General features: G+C 64.0%; 14 protein-coding genes. 8 read left to right on the forward strand and 6 right to left on the reverse strand.

All coding sequences use genetic code 11. The features are described from left to right. Positions 1-245: 245 nt before the first annotated feature. Entirely contained in the window at positions 246-1,145 is a 900-nt protein-coding gene (locus tag BGRAMDRAFT_RS07865; RefSeq protein ID WP_006048171.1) for a DMT family transporter, read from the reverse strand. 114 nt (positions 1,146-1,259) lie between these two features. Here BGRAMDRAFT_RS07865 and BGRAMDRAFT_RS07870 point away from each other — a divergent pair, with 114 nt between their 5' ends. Next, positions 1,260-1,730, forward strand: a complete 471-nt coding sequence (locus BGRAMDRAFT_RS07870; RefSeq protein WP_006048172.1) for an Lrp/AsnC family transcriptional regulator — start codon at positions 1,260-1,262, stop codon at positions 1,728-1,730. A gap of 29 nt (positions 1,731-1,759) precedes the next feature. Here BGRAMDRAFT_RS07870 and BGRAMDRAFT_RS07875 read toward each other — a convergent pair whose 3' ends face one another. Continuing rightward, positions 1,760-2,650 carry an alpha/beta fold hydrolase gene (locus tag BGRAMDRAFT_RS07875; protein ID WP_006048173.1) on the reverse strand — a complete coding sequence of 297 codons (891 nt, stop codon included), beginning with the start codon at positions 2,648-2,650 and terminating at the stop codon, positions 1,760-1,762. A 287-nt stretch (positions 2,651-2,937) separates the two neighbouring features. Here BGRAMDRAFT_RS07875 and BGRAMDRAFT_RS07880 point away from each other — a divergent pair, with 287 nt between their 5' ends. After that, a complete protein-coding gene (locus BGRAMDRAFT_RS07880) occupies positions 2,938-3,897 on the forward strand; it encodes an NAD(P)H-dependent flavin oxidoreductase (RefSeq protein ID WP_006048174.1) in 960 nt (319 codons plus the stop codon). A 17-nt stretch (positions 3,898-3,914) separates the two neighbouring features. On the opposite strand, the gene icmF is transcribed toward BGRAMDRAFT_RS07880, so the two are convergent. The 4 genes from icmF to BGRAMDRAFT_RS07900 form a co-directional block, all read right to left on the reverse strand. Beyond that, a complete protein-coding gene (gene icmF / locus BGRAMDRAFT_RS07885; protein WP_006048175.1) occupies positions 3,915-7,304 on the reverse strand; it encodes a fused isobutyryl-CoA mutase/GTPase IcmF in 3,390 nt (1,129 codons plus the stop codon). 66 nt (positions 7,305-7,370) lie between these two features. Beyond that, positions 7,371-8,306: a LysR family transcriptional regulator gene (locus tag BGRAMDRAFT_RS07890; RefSeq protein WP_006048176.1), complete on the reverse strand. Its 936-nt coding sequence runs from the start codon at positions 8,304-8,306 to the stop codon at positions 7,371-7,373. A gap of 256 nt (positions 8,307-8,562) precedes the next feature. After that, a complete protein-coding gene (locus BGRAMDRAFT_RS07895) occupies positions 8,563-9,648 on the reverse strand; it encodes a porin (RefSeq protein WP_006048177.1) in 1,086 nt (361 codons plus the stop codon). 587 nt (positions 9,649-10,235) lie between these two features. After that, complete coding sequence (locus BGRAMDRAFT_RS07900; RefSeq protein ID WP_029969549.1) at positions 10,236-10,667, reverse strand: hypothetical protein; 432 nt, start codon at positions 10,665-10,667, stop codon at positions 10,236-10,238. Positions 10,668-11,234: 567 nt separating this feature from the next. On the opposite strand from BGRAMDRAFT_RS07900, the gene BGRAMDRAFT_RS07905 reads away from it, so the two are divergent. The 6 genes from BGRAMDRAFT_RS07905 (at position 11,235) to BGRAMDRAFT_RS07930 (ending at position 18,184) form a co-directional block, all read left to right on the forward strand. Next, positions 11,235-12,260: a bile acid:sodium symporter family protein gene (locus BGRAMDRAFT_RS07905; protein ID WP_006048180.1), complete on the forward strand. Its 1,026-nt coding sequence runs from the start codon at positions 11,235-11,237 to the stop codon at positions 12,258-12,260. Between the two features lie 295 nt (positions 12,261-12,555). Further along, on the forward strand, positions 12,556-14,409 hold the full coding sequence (locus BGRAMDRAFT_RS07910) for an EAL domain-containing protein (RefSeq protein ID WP_006048181.1): 1,854 nt from the start codon (positions 12,556-12,558) through the stop codon (positions 14,407-14,409). 220 nt (positions 14,410-14,629) lie between these two features. Beyond that, positions 14,630-15,616 carry a LacI family DNA-binding transcriptional regulator gene (locus tag BGRAMDRAFT_RS07915; protein WP_006048182.1) on the forward strand — a complete coding sequence of 329 codons (987 nt, stop codon included), beginning with the start codon at positions 14,630-14,632 and terminating at the stop codon, positions 15,614-15,616. Further along, positions 15,613-16,905: an AGE family epimerase/isomerase gene (locus BGRAMDRAFT_RS07920; protein WP_006048183.1), complete on the forward strand. Its 1,293-nt coding sequence runs from the start codon at positions 15,613-15,615 to the stop codon at positions 16,903-16,905. The genes BGRAMDRAFT_RS07915 and BGRAMDRAFT_RS07920 overlap by 4 nt, the downstream gene beginning before the upstream one ends. Then, a complete protein-coding gene (locus tag BGRAMDRAFT_RS07925) occupies positions 16,902-17,819 on the forward strand; it encodes a carbohydrate kinase family protein (RefSeq protein WP_006048184.1) in 918 nt (305 codons plus the stop codon). The genes BGRAMDRAFT_RS07920 and BGRAMDRAFT_RS07925 overlap by 4 nt, the downstream gene beginning before the upstream one ends. Before the next feature lie 134 nt (positions 17,820-17,953). Continuing rightward, positions 17,954-18,184, forward strand: coding sequence for a hypothetical protein (locus BGRAMDRAFT_RS07930; protein ID WP_006048185.1), 231 nt, complete (start codon positions 17,954-17,956; stop codon positions 18,182-18,184). Positions 18,185-18,222: the final 38 nt, after the last annotated feature.

The raw sequence follows: 18,222 nt of genomic DNA on the forward strand, positions 1-18,222 counted from the left end.
CGGACGTGATCAGCGTCTGCCCGAATGATACGCGCGCGCGATTTTCGGCCGCATCAGTGATTTCCCTACAGATGCATGACGGCGGCTGTTAACCCGCATACACGCCGGCGCGCGCAAACCGGCGCCGACATTAGCTTTGCGAACCATTAGTCCGCTGATATGAACAAACGTGGTTCGTTTGCAATCCGTAGCATTTGGGCGGTTGCATCGGCTGCCTCCGGCTGAAACAGCAAAGCGCCGCGCGTTCAAACAGACGGCGCGCGTCTTTGCGGCACGATCCGCCAGCCGAGATTGACGCCCGCGGCGGCAAGCAGAATCAGCACCGCGCCCAGCACCTGAATCCACGCGAGCGTCTGTCCGAACGCGATCCTGTCGACGATGATCGCGACCACCGGATAGATGAACGACAGCGCGCCGGTCATCGAAGTCGGCAGCTTCTGGATCGCGCCATACAGCAGCACATACATGAGCCCGGTGTTGACGACGCCCAGCACGACCAGCTCGAGCCACTGCACGCCCGTGGCCGGCAGCGCGTCGAAACGCACGAGCGGCGCGAGCATCACCACGCCGAGCGACACCTGGATCAGCGCGATCAGATGCGGCGGCGTGCCCTTCAAATGCTTGGTGATGATCGACGACACCGCGTACATCGCCGCCGCGCCGACCGCATACCCGATGCCGACCAGATACTGCCCCGGCACGGCCAGTACCGCGGGTTCGACCTTCACGACGAACACGAGCCCAATGAACGCGAGCACGAGCCATAGCACCGTCGACGCGCTGATCCGCTCGCGAAACACGATTGCGCCGAGCGCGACCAGCATGAAAGGTTGCGTGTTGTAGACGGCCGTCGCCATCGAGATCGACGCACGCGAATACGCGGCGAACAGCAGCACCCAATTGGCGACGATCGCCGCGCCGCCGAGCAGCGCGAGGCCAACCATCTTCCACGAGAACAGCTTGCGCCTGAACAGGCCGAGCACTGCGCATACGAGCGCGAGCGTCGCGCCACCGAAAATGCAGCGGAAGAACACCACGTTAAATGCGCTTTGCTGCGACGACACGACCAGCCAGCCGATCGTGCCCGACATCAGCATTGCCACGCTCATCTCCGCCGCGCCGCGGCGGATGTCGTTTGAAGCCATGATTCGATCCTCGAATGGATTCCTGTATGGCAAGCAGTGTAAATAATCCGGTCGAGCGAATACATGGATAAACTTAAGCCATACCGCCATACCACCTAAAATTCGAAGGCCGTCATGACGAAACGCCTTACTCCGTTAGCGCCTGTCCCGCTCGACGAAACCGATCGCGCGCTGCTCGCCGCGCTCGCCGAAGATGCGCGCCGCCCGGTCAGCGAACTCGCGCGGCTCGTCGGACTTTCCGCGCCGAGTACGGCCGAGCGCATCCGCAGACTCGAGGCGCAAGGCGTGATCGAGCGCTTCACGGTGCAACTCGATCCGCGCGCGCTCGGCTTCACGCTGCAAGCCATCGTGCGTGTCAAGCCGCTGCCAGGGCAGTTGCATCTGGTGGAAGAAGTGATCCGGCGAATTCCGGAGTTCGTCGAATGCGACAAGGTGACGGGCGACGATTGCTTCATCTGCCGTCTTTATCTGCGGACGATCGATCAGCTTGACGAGATTCTGTCGAAGGTCACCGAGCGCGCGGAGACGAGCACGGCAATCGTCAAGTCGACGCCGTTGGCGCGACGGCTGCCGCCGCTTGCGTAAAGGCGCGAAGAACGAACCGCCTTCGCGCTCTACCGCTCTATCGCTTCAAAGAAGGACAGCATTTCGGCGAGCAATTCGTCCGGCGCCTCTTCCGGCAAATAGTGGCCGCACCGCAGCGAACGCCCGCTCACGTCGCGCGCGACATGACGCCATTCGGCGAGCGCGTCGAAGCACTTTTCGATGACGCCGTTCTCGCCCCACAGCACACGCAATGGGCAAGCAATCTTATGTCCGCGTTCGATGTCGGCGCGGTCGTGTTCGAGATCGATGCTCGCCGACGCGCGGTAGTCCTCGCACATCGCGTGCACCGCGCCTGGTTGCGCGAGCGCCGCGCGATACGCGTCGAGCGAGGCCGGTTCGAACGGTGCGAGACCAGCATGACGGCTGCCCATCACCGCATCGACATACGCGGCGGGATTGGCGCCGATCAGCGTCTCCGGCAGCGGCTCGGGCTGGATCAGGAAGAACCAGTGGAAGTAATGCGTGGCGAACGTGCGGTCGGTGGCTTCGTACATCGCGAGCGTCGGCGCGATGTCGAGCAGCATCAGACGCTCGACGGCATCCGCATGATCGAGCGCCATGCGATGCGCGACGCGCGCGCCGCGATCGTGCGCACAAACCAGAAAGCGCTCGAAGCCGAAGTGGCGCATCACGGCGACCTGCTCGGCGGCCATCGCGCGTTTGGAATACGGCGTGTGCGCCGCGTCGCTCGCCGGCTTGCCCGATGCGCCGTAGCCGCGCAGATCGGTTGCGATGACCGTGAAGTGCTGAGCCAGTCGCTCGGCGCAGCGCGCCCAGATCAGATGCGATTGCGGATGGCCGTGCAGCAGCAGAAGCGGCGGCCCCGCTCCGCCCTTCACTCCAAAGATATCCGCATCGCCCGCGGCGACGCGAAAGGGCGTGAAATTCTCGAAGGCCATGGCCGTGTCTCTTGTCGTTTGGAGTGCGTGCATTGTAAAAGCCCAATGTGTCCGCACGCGGTGGGATAGCCCACGCAAGCATAGAACCTGAACACTCCTTCCAACCGTTCTAAACGATGCGGCGAACGCGGCGCGAGCGCTTCGCCTATAATCGAACGACCGTTCTTAAACGTTCCAGCATCTATGCATGCTGTCGGCTGCAACGCGGCGCGCGCCGCATGCCGCTAAACTCATCAAATAGCCGGGCGCCTCGCGCACACCGGCTCGTCAATCAGGAGACTCGCACTATGGCATTGCCCGCCGTTCTGCAAAATCTGGCGTTGCCTGTCGTCGCCTCGCCGATGTTCATCGTCAGCTATCCCGAGCTCGTGCTGGCGCAGTGCAAGGCCGGCATCGTCGGTTCGTTTCCGGCGCTGAATGCGCGCCCTGCCGAGTTGCTCGACGAATGGCTCACGCAGATTCAGGCGCAGTTAGCCGAACATAGAGCTGCAAATCCCGACGCGCGCATCGGGCCGATTGCCGTCAACCAGATCGTTCATCAATCGAATACGCGGCTCGAGCACGACGTGCGCGTATGCGTCGAACACAAGGTGCCGATCTTCATCACGAGCCTGCGCGCGCCGGCGCGAGAAATTGTCGACGCCGTGCACAGCTATGGCGGCATCGTGCTGCATGACGTAATCAATCTGCGTCACGCGCAGAAGGCGCTCGAAGCGGGCGTCGACGGTTTGATCCTGGTGGCGTCGGGCGCGGGCGGTCATGCGGGCACCACGTCGCCGTTTGCGCTGGTCGGCGAAGTGCGGCGCATTTTCGACGGCCCGATCGTGCTGTCCGGCGCGATAGCGAACGGCGGCTCGATCCTCGCCGCGCAAGCGATGGGCGCAGACCTCGCGTACATGGGCACGCGCTTCATCGCGACCAAAGAGGCGCACGCGGTGGAGAGCTACAAGCAGGCTATCGTGAGCTCGTCGGCGTCGGACATCATCTATACGAACCTGTTCACGGGCGTGCATGGCAATTACATTCGCGAGAGCATCGTCAACGCCGGGCTCGATCCGGATGCGCTGCCGGAATCGGACAAGACCAAGATGAACTTTGCCAACGAAAAGGCCAAGGCGTGGAAAGACATCTGGGGCGCGGGCCAGGGCGTCGGCCTGATGGACGACGTGCCGAGCGTGAGCGAACTGGTCGCGCGTTTGTCGAAGGAATACGACGACGCGAAGGCGCGCCTCGGCATCGCGCGCTGACGCCAGGCTTCGCCCGCCTACATGTTCCGCCGATACTGCCCGCCTACCTCGAACAGCGCGTGCGTGATCTGGCCGAGCGAGCACACGCGGACCACGTCCATCAGCACCGCAAAGACGTTTTCATCGTCGATCACCGCGCGCTTCAGACGCTCCAGCGCGGCAGGCGCGGCCTCGCGATGCCGCGCCTGAAAATCGCGCAGGCGTTTTAGCTGGCTTTGCTTTTCTTCGTCGGTGGAACGGGCGAGCGCGATGGGCTGCGGCGCCTCATGCGGATGCGCGCTCACGAATGTATTCACACCCACGATCGGATACGAGCCGTCATGCTTGCGATGCTCGTACAGCATCGACTCGTCCTGAATGCGTCCGCGCTGATAACCGGTCTCCATTGCGCCGAGCACGCCGCCGCGCTCGGTGAGCCGGTCGAACTCGGCGAGCACCGCTTCTTCGACGAGATCGGTCAATTCGTCGATCACAAAACTGCCCTGATTCGGGTTCTGATTCTTCGCGAGTCCCCATTCGCGATTGATGATCAACTGAATCGCCACCGCGCGACGCACCGACTCTTCGGTGGGCGTGGTGATGGCCTCGTCGAAGGCATTGGTGTGCAGCGAGTTGCAGTTGTCGTAGATCGCGATCAGCGCTTGCAGCGTGGTACGAATGTCGTTGAAGTCGATCTCCTGCGCATGCAGGCTGCGCCCCGACGTCTGCACGTGATACTTGAGCTTCTGGCTGCGCTCGTTCGCGCCGTAGCGTTCGCGCATCGCGATTGCCCAGATGCGTCGCGCGACGCGGCCGAGCACCGTGTATTCCGGGTCCATGCCGTTCGAAAAGAAGAACGACAGGTTCGGCGCGAAGTCGTCTATCGACATGCCTCGTGCGAGGTACGCCTCGACATAGGTGAAGCCGTTGGCGAGCGTATAGGCGAGTTGCGAGATCGGATTCGCGCCGGCCTCGGCAATGTGATAGCCGGAGATCGACACCGAATAGAAATTGCGCACGCCGTGCTCGACAAAGTACGCCTGAATATCGCCCATCACTTTCAGGCTGAATTCCGTCGAAAAGATGCAGGTGTTCTGGCCTTGGTCTTCTTTGAGGATGTCGGCCTGCACGGTGCCGCGCACGTTTTCCAATGCGATGCAGCGCGTCGCGGCGAGTTCGTCGTCGGTGAGTGCGCGGCCTAGTTCGTGTTGCTTGCGTGTGATCTGCTGATCGATCGCGACGTTGAAAAACATCGCGAGGATGGTCGGCGCGGGGCCGTTGATCGTCATCGACACCGACGTTTCCGGCGCGCACAGATCGAAGCCGTCGTAGAGCACATGCATGTCGTCGAGCGTCGCCACCGACACGCCCGAATTGCCCACCTTGCCGTAGATGTCCGGCCGTTCGTGCGGCTCTTCGCCGTACAGCGTGACGGAATCGAAAGCAGTGGAAAGACGCTTGGCCGGCATGCCCTCGGACAGCAGCTTGAAACGCCGGTTGGTGCGCGACGGGTCGCCTTCGCCCGCGAACATACGCGTCGGGTCTTCGTTTTCGCGGCGGAACGGGAATACGCCTGCGGCGAACGGGAAGTAGCCGGGCAGGTTCTCGAGCATGAGCCAGCGCAAAATCTCGCCGTGATCGACGAACTTCGGCAGCGCAACTTTGCGGATCGGTGTGCCGGACAAGGTGGTGACCGTGAGCGCCGTGCGGATCTCGCGGTCGCGAATGCGGATGACGTGTTCGTCGCCGGAATACGCGGCGACGGTTTGCGGCCAGGCGTCGAGTAGTTTGCGTTCGTGTTCGCCTAATGCGGCTGTGCGTTGCTCGATTATTGTGTCGAGTTGGGCTGTGGGTGCGTTGGCGCTTGCGTCGCTGGCGTTTGCGTCGTTGTCATTCGTGTCGGCTTCGCCGAGCATTCGGCGCGCTTCGATGAGTTGCCAGCGTTCACGCGCGATGCGCGCCTGCGCATCGGCGCGCTCGCGATAAACGTGAACGGTCTGCGCGATTTCCGCGAGATAGCGCACGCGCGCCGGCGGGACGATTGCATGACGGCCGCTCGAAAACCGCAGGTCGGCTCGCGCGGCAAGACGTCCGCCGCCGTCCGCGCGCAGGCCATGCTTGTGCAACGCGTTCGCGAGATGCACGTAGAGCGCGGTCACGCCGTCGTCGTTGAAACGCGAAGCGATGGTGCCGAACACCGGCATCGCGTCGGGCGGCTTCGCGAACTCGCCGCGATTGCGCTGCACCTGCTTCGCGACATCGCGAAGCGCATCGGCAGCACCCTTGCGGTCGAACTTGTTGATCGCGACGAAGTCGGCGAAATCGAGCATGTCGATTTTTTCGAGCTGGCTCGCCGCGCCGAACTCAGGCGTCATCACGTACAGCGATTCGTCGACGAACGGCACGATGGCGGCGTCGCCCTGACCGATACCCGACGTCTCGACGACGATCAGGTCGAAGCCCGCCGCCTTGCAGAGCATCAGTGCGTCGGGCAGCGCGTTCGAGATTTCGCTCGACGCCTCGCGCGTCGCCATCGAGCGCATGTAGACACGCGCACCGCCGCGCGCGCCGCCGTCCCAATCGCCGATCGCGTTCATGCGGATGCGGTCGCCCAGCAGCGCGCCGCCCGACTTGCGGCGCGACGGGTCGATGGCGAGCACGGCAATGGTGAGCGCGTCGCCGTAATCGAGGCGGAAGCGGCGGATCAGTTCATCCGTCAGCGACGATTTGCCCGCGCCGCCCGTGCCGGTGATGCCCAGCACGGGAATCTGCGCGGCTTGCGCCAGGGTCGCGATTTTGCTGCGCTCGGCGGCGGTGACGGCGCCGGTTTCGAATGCGCTGATGAGTTGGGCGAGGTGGCGGAACGCGATGGTGGTGGGCTGTTCGGTGCGTCCAGCCGTCAAACCGTCGATCCATTCGCCAACTGCGCCAACCGCGCCGCCCCGCGCCGCGGCGCTCTCGCGCGCAAGCGCTGCGCACCGCCCAATCATGTCGTCGATCATGCCTTGCAGGCCAAGCCGCTGGCCGTCGTGCGGCGAATAGATTTTTTCGACGCCGTATCGTTCCAGCGCGACGATTTCCTCGGGGACGATCACGCCGCCTCCGCCGCCGAACACCTTGATGCGCTCGCCGCCGCGCGCGCGCAGCAGATCGACGAGATAGCGGAAGTATTCGTTGTGGCCGCCCTGGTAGCTCGACACCGCGACGCCGTCGGCGTCTTCCTGAAGCGCGGCGGTCGCGACTTCATCGACGGAACGGTTGTGGCCCAGGTGGATGACCTCCACGCCGCTTGCTTGCAGAATGCGCCGCATGATGTTGATCGACGCGTCGTGGCCGTCGAACAAGGCTGCGGCAGTGACGAAACGCAAGCGCCGGCCGGCGGGCAGCTCGTGGCTGGCGGCGCGCTGCGGCGAGGACAGATCGGTCATGTCTCCCCCAATCGTTACGCTGTTTGCGTGTGCGGGTGCTGGCAACCAGTATAGCGAAAGGGGGCGCTACCTCACCGCCATCGCCTTGATCTGCTCAAGCGACGGCCACAGCGATTCGTTCGCGAAGCGGTCAGCCAGAAAATCCACGAACGACCGGACTTTCGCCGACAAATGGCGGCGGCTTGCGTAGACGACATGGATCGGCAGCTCGCGCGGCGGCACTTCATCGACGAGCAGCGGCACGAGACGCCCTTCCGCGAGATCGGCGCCGATCACCTCGGTGCCGAGCAGCGCGATGCCCGCACCATGCAGCACCATCACGCGTTGCGCCTCGAGATGGTTGACGATCAGATTGCCGGACAAGCGCACGCGCGCCGCCTCGCCCGTGGTTTGCATGACATCGAGCGCCGACACGCCCGCGTACTGCAGATAGTTGTGGCGCGCGAGATCGGCGGCTGTTTTGGGCGTGCCGCGCCGGCGCAAGTAATCGGGCGACGCGCACAGCAGCAGATGCGCCATCGCGATCGGCCGGGCAATCAGCGACGACGACTTCATGCCGCTCGGCGAAGCGCGAATCGCAACGTCGAAGCCCTCGTCGATCAGCTCGACCACGCGGTCGGACAACGTGATGTCGACGGTGACCTGCGGATACTGCGCGGCGTAGTCGGCGACGGCGGCCATCACGTGGCTGAGCCCGAACGCCGACAACGACGACACGCGCAAGCGCCCTTGCGGCACCACGCTCGCCGCGCCGACCACCTGCTCGGCTTCCTCTAGTTCGGTGAGCACCTGACTCAGACGCTCGTAGTATTCGCGGCCCGCCTCGGTCGGCGCGACGCGGCGCGTCGTGCGATTGAGCAAGCGCGCGCCGAGCTGCTGTTCGAGATGCATCACATGCTTGCTCGCCATCGCCGCCGACATTTCCATCCGCTCAGCCGCGCCGACGAAGCTGCCCACCTCGACCACTTGCCGGAACACTTTCATGCTGACGAGGGTGTCCATCGAATCGCTCGCTCAAGGAATTAATCGGCGTCATTTTGCATGGTTTATCAAGAGCCGGTGGGGAAAGGCGGCGGGCGAGCAATGCGGGATGGCTAAAACGACGAAAGCCCGCGTTCGGTGAGAACGCGGGCTTTGTGGTTACTGCGAGCCTGGCTGCGGCTTCGACTGCGACTTCGACTGCAACGTTAACTGCGCCGAATATCGCTTGGCGCGCAGCGACACAAGCGAGCCGCCGCGCCCCGCATCTCAGCCGCGCCTAGAACTTCGCGCGCAAGCCGACGCCGTACGTGTTGCCGCTCGACTGATTGCTGATGTGGTCGTACAGATAAGCCGCATAAACATCGGTGCGCTTGGACAGCGGATAGTCGTAGCCGACCGCGGCCGTCTGACGGGTCTGGTCGAAGCCGCCGCCATCGCGCGAGTACGCGTACGACGCCATCACCGTGCCCGGCCCGAACGGCACCGACACGCCCCCTTGCGCCGTGTTCACATGCCAGCTCGTCAGCGTCTGGTCGTTATGCGTGTACATGTACTGACCGAACAGCTTCACGTACTTCAGGTCGTACGACAGGCCGAGTTGCGCGACGCTTTGCGCCTTCAGGCCTGGCACGCCCGACGAATCGAAGCTGCCCAGATCGCCCGGCGTGTTGTTGAAGTTCACGTACTGGTAGACGGCGGTCGCGGCGAACGGGCCGTGGAAATACAGCACCTGGCCGCTCCACTTCTTCGCGCCGTTCTGCGTCGTGTTGCCGAGCGCGTACATCGCGCTTGCCGACAGTCCGTTGAAATTCGGCGATTGGTACTGCACCGCATTATTCCAGCCGGAGTCGCCGGTCACGCCCTGGTCCGTCGAGTACGTCGGGAACGTGCCGAGCCCGAGATAGACGTGGTAGACCATCGGCGAGAAAACGTACGAGTCGATGAACGGGTTGAAGAGGATCGTCGACACGAACAGATGGGTGGTCAGACGGCCGGCCGTGACCGTGCCGTACGGCGATTCGATACCGACGTAGGCGTTGCGCGAGAACGTGCTGTCGCCGGTGAAGCGGCCGTACTGGCCGTTTTGCGCGCGGAAAAATCCTTCGAGTGTGAAGATCGCCTTGTAGCCGTTGCCCAGGTCCTCAGCCCCCTTGAAACCCCAGTACGACGTCGACATGCCGCCGCCGGACACGCCCACTGCGGTCTTGCCGCCGGGGAATTTCTGTGCGCCGACCCATTCGTCGACCTGGCCATAAAGCTGCACGCTCGATTGCGCGAAAGCAGACGATGCGCCGGCCAGCAAAGCAGCACATGCGGTCGCCTTGAGGGTGGTCTTCAGCGCACGGCTGATGTTTGTTTTCATGGATTCTCCAGTCTTTGTCAAAAAGGGTGTGGCTGTGCGAAAGGGCAAGCTCGCGCGAACCATTGTTGTTGTCCGTCCGATCATCGAGCCAATCTGGGCGGGACCATCTTTGCGGACCATTTTTATAAACAAAAACATGGCTCGTTATTGCCGGTATATCGGTCTGATTAGGTTCGTCGTTTATCGGCCTGTTAAAGACCGTTGTGCAAGCCGTTTCGCGGTGCCGCGACAGACGCAATGAATCGCGCCAGGCAGCGCTCGCGGCACGCCAGCCGGTTAATAACGCTTCACATGACATCCCGATGACGCAGCGCCGCATAACCGCCCCGATTTGACGACGGGAGACGGTCTGCTGCCGAGTGTTTTCAAAAAAGTGTGGCGTCGAAACGTCAACTAGAGCGGAGGCGTTTCAATGCTTGTGAGAAGAGAATTGAGATGTAATGCGGATGCGAAGCGGATTGAAAGGCGGAGTTGCTTGTGAAATGCGCGGGATACGTCGTGGAGCAACGGACGTTGTATGCGCATGCGACGTGCGCGTGAAAACGCCTCGGGCCAAACCGGCTGCAAGCGGCCAACGTCAGCGCAAGTTAGTTACGGTAGGGCGAAGCTTCGGGCGGGCGGCTGTCGTCGCCCTGGCGCTGGATCGAGCGGATGGAGCTGCGTTCTTCGTTATATCGCGCGACGTCGGCGCGGATCGAGCCCGAGCGAACCGGCGGGTTGGACTGCGGCCGCTGTCCGGGACGCGATTCGGCGCTGACGGGCGTGATCACGCCGGGGTACGGTATGCCGCCGCGGCCTTCGCCGGGATAAGAGCCCGGTCCGGCGACACGGCGAATATTGGAGACAGGCGCGCCCGAGCGGTGGAAGGCGCCGCCCACGTCGCGGTTGACGTAATTGCCGTGACCGTAGCTGTCGACGGCGAAACCGGCAACGCCCGGCCCTTTGGCGTAGGCGAACGAGCACAGCGCGACAACAAGCGCGCCCCACAGCCAGTGCTTCGTTCTCGACAACCCGTCCACCCGTGACTCACTTGCCCGAAGACTTGCCTGAAGCCCACCGTTCGAGCTGCGGCGGACTTGTTGAGGGACTGGCGCGGGCGCCGCGGAAAAGCTCGCGGCGCGGGGCATTCCCGACGGCCTTTGAACGGTAATTTATGGTCGTCGGCAGTGGGTGTCGAGCCAAAAAGTGTTAGGCCTCGCCCGCTGTTGTAACACCTTGTTACTGCGACGTTTTTCTACGACATAACCCTTGCGGAAACCGCCTTATGGCGGTTCCGGATCGGGCTCCTGGCATTCGCGGAACGCGTAGCGGAAACCGGGTGGCAAGGGTCTGTTTGCGCGCATGATGTCGGGACCGACAAAGCCAAAACCGTGCGCCTCGCGCATGCACAACCGCCTGCGAATTCACGGCCAACCGTGGACAGCACGCGGCCCCGAATGCGGATCACTCATCAATCGATTCGGCAAATGAATTTGCGTTTTCAATCGCTTTCGCAGGACAATACTGGTTTTCCCTGGCGCTGATCCGCGGCGCTTCGCGCACGCGCCTTGCGTGCAGTCCCGCATTACCGATTTCGAGAATCCGACATGGCCCGCCCGAAACTGCTTCCCGACAACTTCACCTTGTGCCTCGTCGGCACCGTGATATTCGCCAGCCTGTTGCCGGTTCACGGGCAGGCCGCCGTCGGGTTCGACTGGGTCACGAACGTGGCGGTCGGCCTGCTGTTCTTCCTACACGGCGCGAAGCTTTCGCGGGAAGCGATTGTTGCGGGCGCCACGCACTGGCGTCTGCATATAGTCGTACTGCTCAGCACGTTCGCGCTGTTTCCGCTGCTCGGCCTCGCGCTTAAACCGCTCCTTTCGCCACTTGTCACGCCGGCGCTCTATGCCGGGGTCCTCTTCCTCTGCACGTTGCCGTCGACGGTTCAGTCCTCTATCGCGTTCACGTCCATTGCCAAAGGCAACGTGCCGGCCGCCGTTTGCAGCGCGTCGGCCTCGAGTCTGCTCGGCATCTTCGTCACGCCAGCGCTCGTCAGCGTCCTCGTCACGAATCAGGCGGCGGGCGGTAGCTCCCCGTGGCACACCGTCGGCAATATCGTGCTGCAATTGCTGGTGCCGTTCGTGGCGGGGCAACTGCTGCGCCCGCTGATCGGCAAATGGATCGAGCGGCATCGCAGCGTGCTCAAGTTCGTCGACCAGGGTTCGATTCTGCTGGTGGTGTACGGCGCGTTCAGCGAGTCCGTTACCGAGGGCCTGTGGCACCAGATTCCGCTCTCCGCCCTCGGCGGCGTGCTGCTCATCAGTGTCGTGCTGCTCGCGCTCGCGCTGGGCGTCACCATTCTCGTGAGCAAGCGGCTCGGCTTTTCGCGCGCGGACCAGATCACCATCATCTTTTGCGGCTCGAAGAAAAGCCTGGCCGCCGGCGTGCCGATGGCCAAGGTCATCTTCGCCTCGCAGGCCGTGGGCGCAGTCGTTCTCCCGCTCATGCTGTTCCATCAGATCCAGTTGATGGTGTGCGCCGCGCTCGCGCAGCGCTGGGGCGCCCGCGACATGAGCGGCGAAACGCGCGCCGCCTCGCGCGGGCAAACTGCCGCCGCCGTGGCTCGTCGTTGAACTCGCCGCTGAGTTCGCCGTTAAGCTCGCCGTTGAATACGCGCGCAATGCAAATAGAACATTCATAAGCGCCCTCCCTGAGCGTCGTTTTTCGAAAAGCCGCCTTGCGCGGCTTTTTGCTATTTCACGCGCAAACGCCGCGGTTGTCGCCTCGGCCGGATGGCATAGGCCGATTCCGCAAAATTCCTGGGACGACGCTCGCGCACCACTCAAGTGCAACGCTTCATCAAAAGTTCACTTAATTCTTCGCATCGGCGGTCGTTAAGCCGCAGGTCCATCGCTACGCCGACCTGCCATGCAACTTCGCTCGCCCTCCCGATCCGCCGCGCCGCGCATCGACGAACTGATTGCCCGGCGTGAGCTGTCCGCCGTGTTCCAGCCGATCATCGACTTCGAGGACGGCGCGATTCTCGGCTACGAAGGCCTGATCCGCGGCCCGGTCGGCACGCCGCTCGAAGCGCCGTTCGCGCTCTTTTCGCAGGCGCTCGCCGAAGGCTGCACGATCGAGCTCGAGCAGGCCGCCGCGCGCGCGTGCATCGACGCGTTCGCGCAGCTCGGCCGCGACGGCAAGCTGTTCCTCAACTTCAGCGCGGGCGCGCTGCGGCGCCTGGCCGACGCGCCCGACGAAACGCTCGCGCTGCTGCGCCACCGCGGCGTGGACCCGGAGCGCATCGTGATCGAGTTGACGGAGCAAAGCACGATTCCCGACGTCGGCGCCTTTCTGCCCGTGATCGCCTGCCTGCGCACGGCGGGCGCGCAATTCGCGCTCGACGATTACGGCACCGCGAACGCCAGCATGAATCTGTGGGTGCGGCTGCAACCGGACGTCGTGAAGATCGACCGCTTCTTCATTCACGACATCGCCTGCGATCCGCTGAAATTCGAAGCTGTTCGCGCGATGCAGCACTTTGCGAGCGCGAGCGGCGCGCGGCTCGTCGCCGAAGGCATCGAGAACGAAGCGGATCTGATCGTCGTGCGCGATATGGGAATCGGCTGCGGGCAAGGCTTTTTCTTCGGCCGTCCGCATGCGCAACCAGCGAGCAAGGTCACCGACGACGCCCGCGACGCGCTGCGCGCTGGCCACATCGCCGTGTTTCCCGAAGCGACGCGCACGCTCGGCGGCGCATCGCCATCGGGCGGCATGGCGTCGGAAAAGATGCTCGTGCACGCGCCCGCGCTGCCGCGCCACGCGACCAACAACGACGTGCTCGAACTCTTCAACCGGCTGCCCGAACTGCACGCGGTGGCCGTCGTCGAACACGATGAGCCGGTCGCGCTGATCAACCGCCGCAGCTTCATGGACCGCTACGCGCTGCCGTATCACCGCGAGCTGTTCGGCAAGCGGCCGTGTCTGCTGTTCGCGAATGCGTCGCCGGTCGTGATCGAGAAATCGATGACGGTCGAGCAAATGGCCAAACTGCTCGCGAGCGACGACCAGCGTTATCTCGCCGATGGCTTCGTCATCACCGAAAACGGCAAGTACGCGGGGCTCGGCACCGGCGAAAACCTCGTGCGCGCGGTTACCGAAGTGCGCATCGAAGCGGCGCGCTACGCGAACCCGCTGACTTTCCTGCCCGGCAACATTCCGATCAGCTCGCACATTGCGCGGCTCGTCGGCAACCACGCGGGTTTCTACGCGTGCTATGTGGACCTGAACCACTTCAAGCCCTTCAACGATCAATACGGCTACTGGCAAGGCGACGAAGTGCTGAAGTTCGCCGCCGCCGTGCTCGCCGACGTCTGCGACCCGACGCGCGACTTTCTCGGCCACGTCGGCGGCGACGACTTCCTGATCCTGTTCCAGAGCGACGACTGGCGCGAGCGTGTGCTGCGCGCGATCCATGCGTTCAACGAAGGCGCGCAGCGTTTCTATGCGCCCGCGGACCGTCTGGCCGGGGGCATCCACGGCGAGGACAGGCGCGGCAATCCGACCTTCTTCGGCTTCGTGACGATGGCGATTGGCTGCGTGCGCGTCGAGCCGGATTCCGCCGACGGCGTGTCGCTCTACAACAGCGAGGCAATCGCCACGGTCGCGGCGCTGGCCAAGCGGCGCGCGAAGCTGGAAGCGAGCGGCTTCGTGATGATCGGCGCCGAGGAAAGCGTGGCGTTGTTACGCGGACAGTCGGAAGCCGCGCTGCACGCAGACTGACGGACTGATAGCGCTCATAGAGGCGAGAGCGCCGCCGAACGCTCTTCCCTGCGAGTGTTTAGCTTGTTTTACTAAACAACAAAACCTCACAAATAGCCCGTACATGCGGGTATTTACGGGTGTGGTCGGCGCTTTTTCCAGGCTGTTTCGGCTTCGTTTTACTATACAATCGCCCGGACCCAAACACCGCGCGGCCGCCTTTGCTCGGCCGCCTGCTTCGATGGCGATAACCATTCGCGACGTCGCGCGCGCGGCCAGCGTGTCGATCGGCACCGTATCGCGCGCACTGAAAAACCAGCCAGGGCTTTCCGAGGCCACCCGCGTGCGCGTGGTCAAGGCCGCGCGCGAACTCGGCTACGACGCCGCGCAACTGCGTCCGCGTATTCGCCGCCTGACCTTCCTGCTGCATCGGCAGCACAACAACTTCGCCGTCAGCCCGTTCTTCTCGCACGTTCTGCATGGTGTCGAAGACGCGTGCCGCGAGCGCGGCATCGTGCCGTCCGTGCTGACTGCGGGACCGACCGAAGACGTGATTGAGCAGATGCGTCTGCATGCGCCGGACGCCGTCGCCATCGCCGGCTTCGTCGAGCCCGAGACGCTTGCCACGCTCGTCGCGATGCAGCGGCCGCTCGTGCTGATCGACCTGTGGGCGCCCGGCCTGCGCTCGGTCAATCTCGACAACGCCGCGGGCGCCGCGCTCGCCATGCGCCATCTGTTCGAACAGGGGCGCAAGCGCGTCGCGTTCATCGGCGGATCGCTTGCGCACTTCAGCATCGCGCAGCGCGCGCTCGGCTACCGGCGCGCGTTTTTCGAAGCGGGGCTGCTGTTCGACCCGTCGCTGGAAGTGACGATCGACGCCGGCCTCGACCCCGACAGCGGCGCGGCGCGCGCGATGCAACAGTTGCTCGATGCGCCCGGTCCGCGCCCCGACGCGGTATTCGCCTACAACGACGCCGCCGCGCTCGCGGCGCTGCGCGCCTGCTTCGCGCGCGGCGTGCGCGTGCCGGAGGACATCGCGGTGATCGGCTTTGACGACATTCCCGCCGCCGCCCATGCCACGCCGCCGCTCTCCACTATCTCCGTCGACAAGGAAGCGCTCGGCCGGCGCGGCGTCGAATTGCTGCTCGAAGACGCGCCCGCCGAAACGGAAGTCCGCTTGCCCGTCCATCTCATCGCCCGTGCCAGTACTTTGGTGAAAACGCCATGACGCAATCCGCCACGCCTCATTCCGCGAACGGCCCTGCCGTGCCGCCCGTCGCCAGTTTCAGAAGCCGCGAGTTTCTGCTCTCGCATATCGAGGACACGTTGCGCTTTTACGCGCCGAACGTGCTCGATCCGAGCGGCGGCTTCTTCCACTTTTTCCGCGACGACGGTTCCGTCTACGACAAAACCACGCGGCACCTGGTGAGCAGTTGCCGCTACGTGTTCAACTACGCGATGGCGTATCGCCAGTTTGGCGACCCGAAGCATCTGGAATACGCGCGCCACGGTCTGCGCTTTTTGCACGACGCCCATTGGGACGCGCAGCACGAAGGCTACGACTGGGAGATCGAGTGGCGCGACGGCAAAAAGCGCACGCTCGACGCCACGCGTCATTGCTACGGCCTGGCCTTCGTGCTGCTCGCGTATTCGCATGCGGCCATGGCCGGCATCGAGGAAGCCAAGCCGATGATCGGCGCGACCTTCGAACTGATGGAGCACCGCTTCTGGGACGCCGCCGCGGGTCTCTATGCCGACGAAGCATCGCCCGAATGGCGCGTGAGTTCCTATCGCGGGCAAAACGCGAACATGCACACCACCGAGGCTTTGCTGACCGCGCACGAAGCGACCGGTCATCTCGTCTATCTGGATCGCGCCGAGCGCGTCGCGTCGAACATCACGCTGCGTCAGGCGAAACTCTCGCAGGGTCTCGTGTGGGAGCACTTTCATGCGGACTGGTCGGTGGACTGGCACTACAACGAGGAAGACAGCTCGAACATTTTTCGTCCGTGGGGCTTTCAGCCGGGTCATCAAACCGAATGGGCGAAGCTGCTGCTGATTCTCGAGCGCTACCGTCCGTTGCCGTGGCTCTTGCCGCGCGCAATCGAACTGTTCGACGCCGCGATGACGCACGCATGGGACGAAGACCACGGCGGCCTCTACTACGGCTTCGGCCCCGACGGCACCGTCTGCGATCACGACAAATACTTCTGGGTCCAGGCGGAGACCTTCGCGACCGCCGCGCTGCTCGGCAAGCGCACGGGCAACGAGCGCTTCTGGGACTGGTACGACGAGATCTGGCGCTATAGCTGGACGCACTTCGTCGATCACAAATACGGCGCCTGGTATCGCATACTCACCTGCGACAACCGCAAATACAGCGACGAAAAGAGCCCGGCCGGCAAGACCGACTATCACACGATGGGCGCGTGCTACGAGGTGCTCGCGCACGCGCTGCCCGACGGCGCGGCAACGGCCGGAGCCACTGCAACCGCTCAAACGGAGCAGGCAAAATGACGAACGCGGACACAAACCATGAACTGCCGGTTTTCGTTTCGGCAGGCGACATCCTTACCGACCTCGTGCGCACGGGCGCCTCGCAATGGCTGTCGCGTCCGGGCGGCGCCGGCTGGAACGTGGCGCGCTGCGTGGCGCAGCTCGGCTTGCCGACCGCGTGCGCGGGCTCGCTAGGCGTCGACAATTTCTCCGACGAGCTGTGGGACGCGAGCGTCGCCGCCGGCCTCGACATGCGCTTCATGCAGCGCGTCGAGCGCCCGCCTTTGCTCGCGATCGTTCATCGCACGCATCCGCCCGCCTACTTCTTCATGGGCGAAAACGGCGCCGATCTCGCGTTCGATCCCGCGCACCTGCCGGCCGGCTGGATGGAGCGCGTGAAGTGGGCGCACTTCGGCTGCATCAGTCTCGTGCGTCAACCGCTTGGCGATACGCTCGCGGCATTGGCCGCCGAGTTGCGCTCGCGCGGCGTGAAGATCAGCTTCGATCCGAACTACCGCAACCTGATGGAGCATGGCTACGAACCCACGCTGCGCAAAATGGCCGCGCTCGCCGATCTCATCAAGGTCTCCGACGAAGACCTGCGCCTGCTCTTCAAGACCGACGACGAAGCGCAGGCTCTCAGCCAGTTGCGTTCGATGAACCCGAGCGCCACGGTCCTCGTCACGCGCGGGCCGGAAACGGCGCTGCTGATCGACGGCGCGATGACGGTCGAAGCGCGGCCGCCGCGCGTCGAGGTGGTGGATACGGTCGGCGCGGGCGACGCGTCGATCGGCGGCTTGCTGTTCAGCCTGATGACCGCTTCGCAACGCGCGTGGCCCGAGCATCTGGCGTTCGCGCTGGCGGCGGGCGCGGCGGCGTGCCGGCATGCGGGCGCGCATGCGCCGTCGCTGGATGAAGTCGTCGCGCTGTTGTAACGCGGGTGGTTTATGTTGGCGTTGCGCTGTCGTTGCGCGCGGCCTGCGCCCTGCGGCACGTCGCCGCTTCTGCCGATGCGCGATGGCCGTGCTAGCATGAAAACACGGCAACCTTTGGAACGAGGAGCGACGCCATGGAGGACATCACCTACACCAAAGGCATCTACACGGCCACTGCGTCGGTAAGAGAACTCGATCGGGACACCTGGCAAGGCGTAGTCACACTCGCGCGCGACGAAGGCGAAGCGAGCGAGGACCAGGAAACCACCGTCTACGAAGTCGAGGCTACGTCGTCCACGCCAGGCGAGGCACTGGAAGAAGCGAAGGCGCTCGCTCATCGCATACTCGGGGAAATCGAACTCTAGGCAGACCGGCGCCCGCGCTCGTGCATCCGCGCCGCGCC

The sequence above is a fragment of the Paraburkholderia graminis C4D1M genome, assembly GCF_000172415.1.
Classification (GTDB): domain Bacteria; phylum Pseudomonadota; class Gammaproteobacteria; order Burkholderiales; family Burkholderiaceae; genus Paraburkholderia; species Paraburkholderia graminis.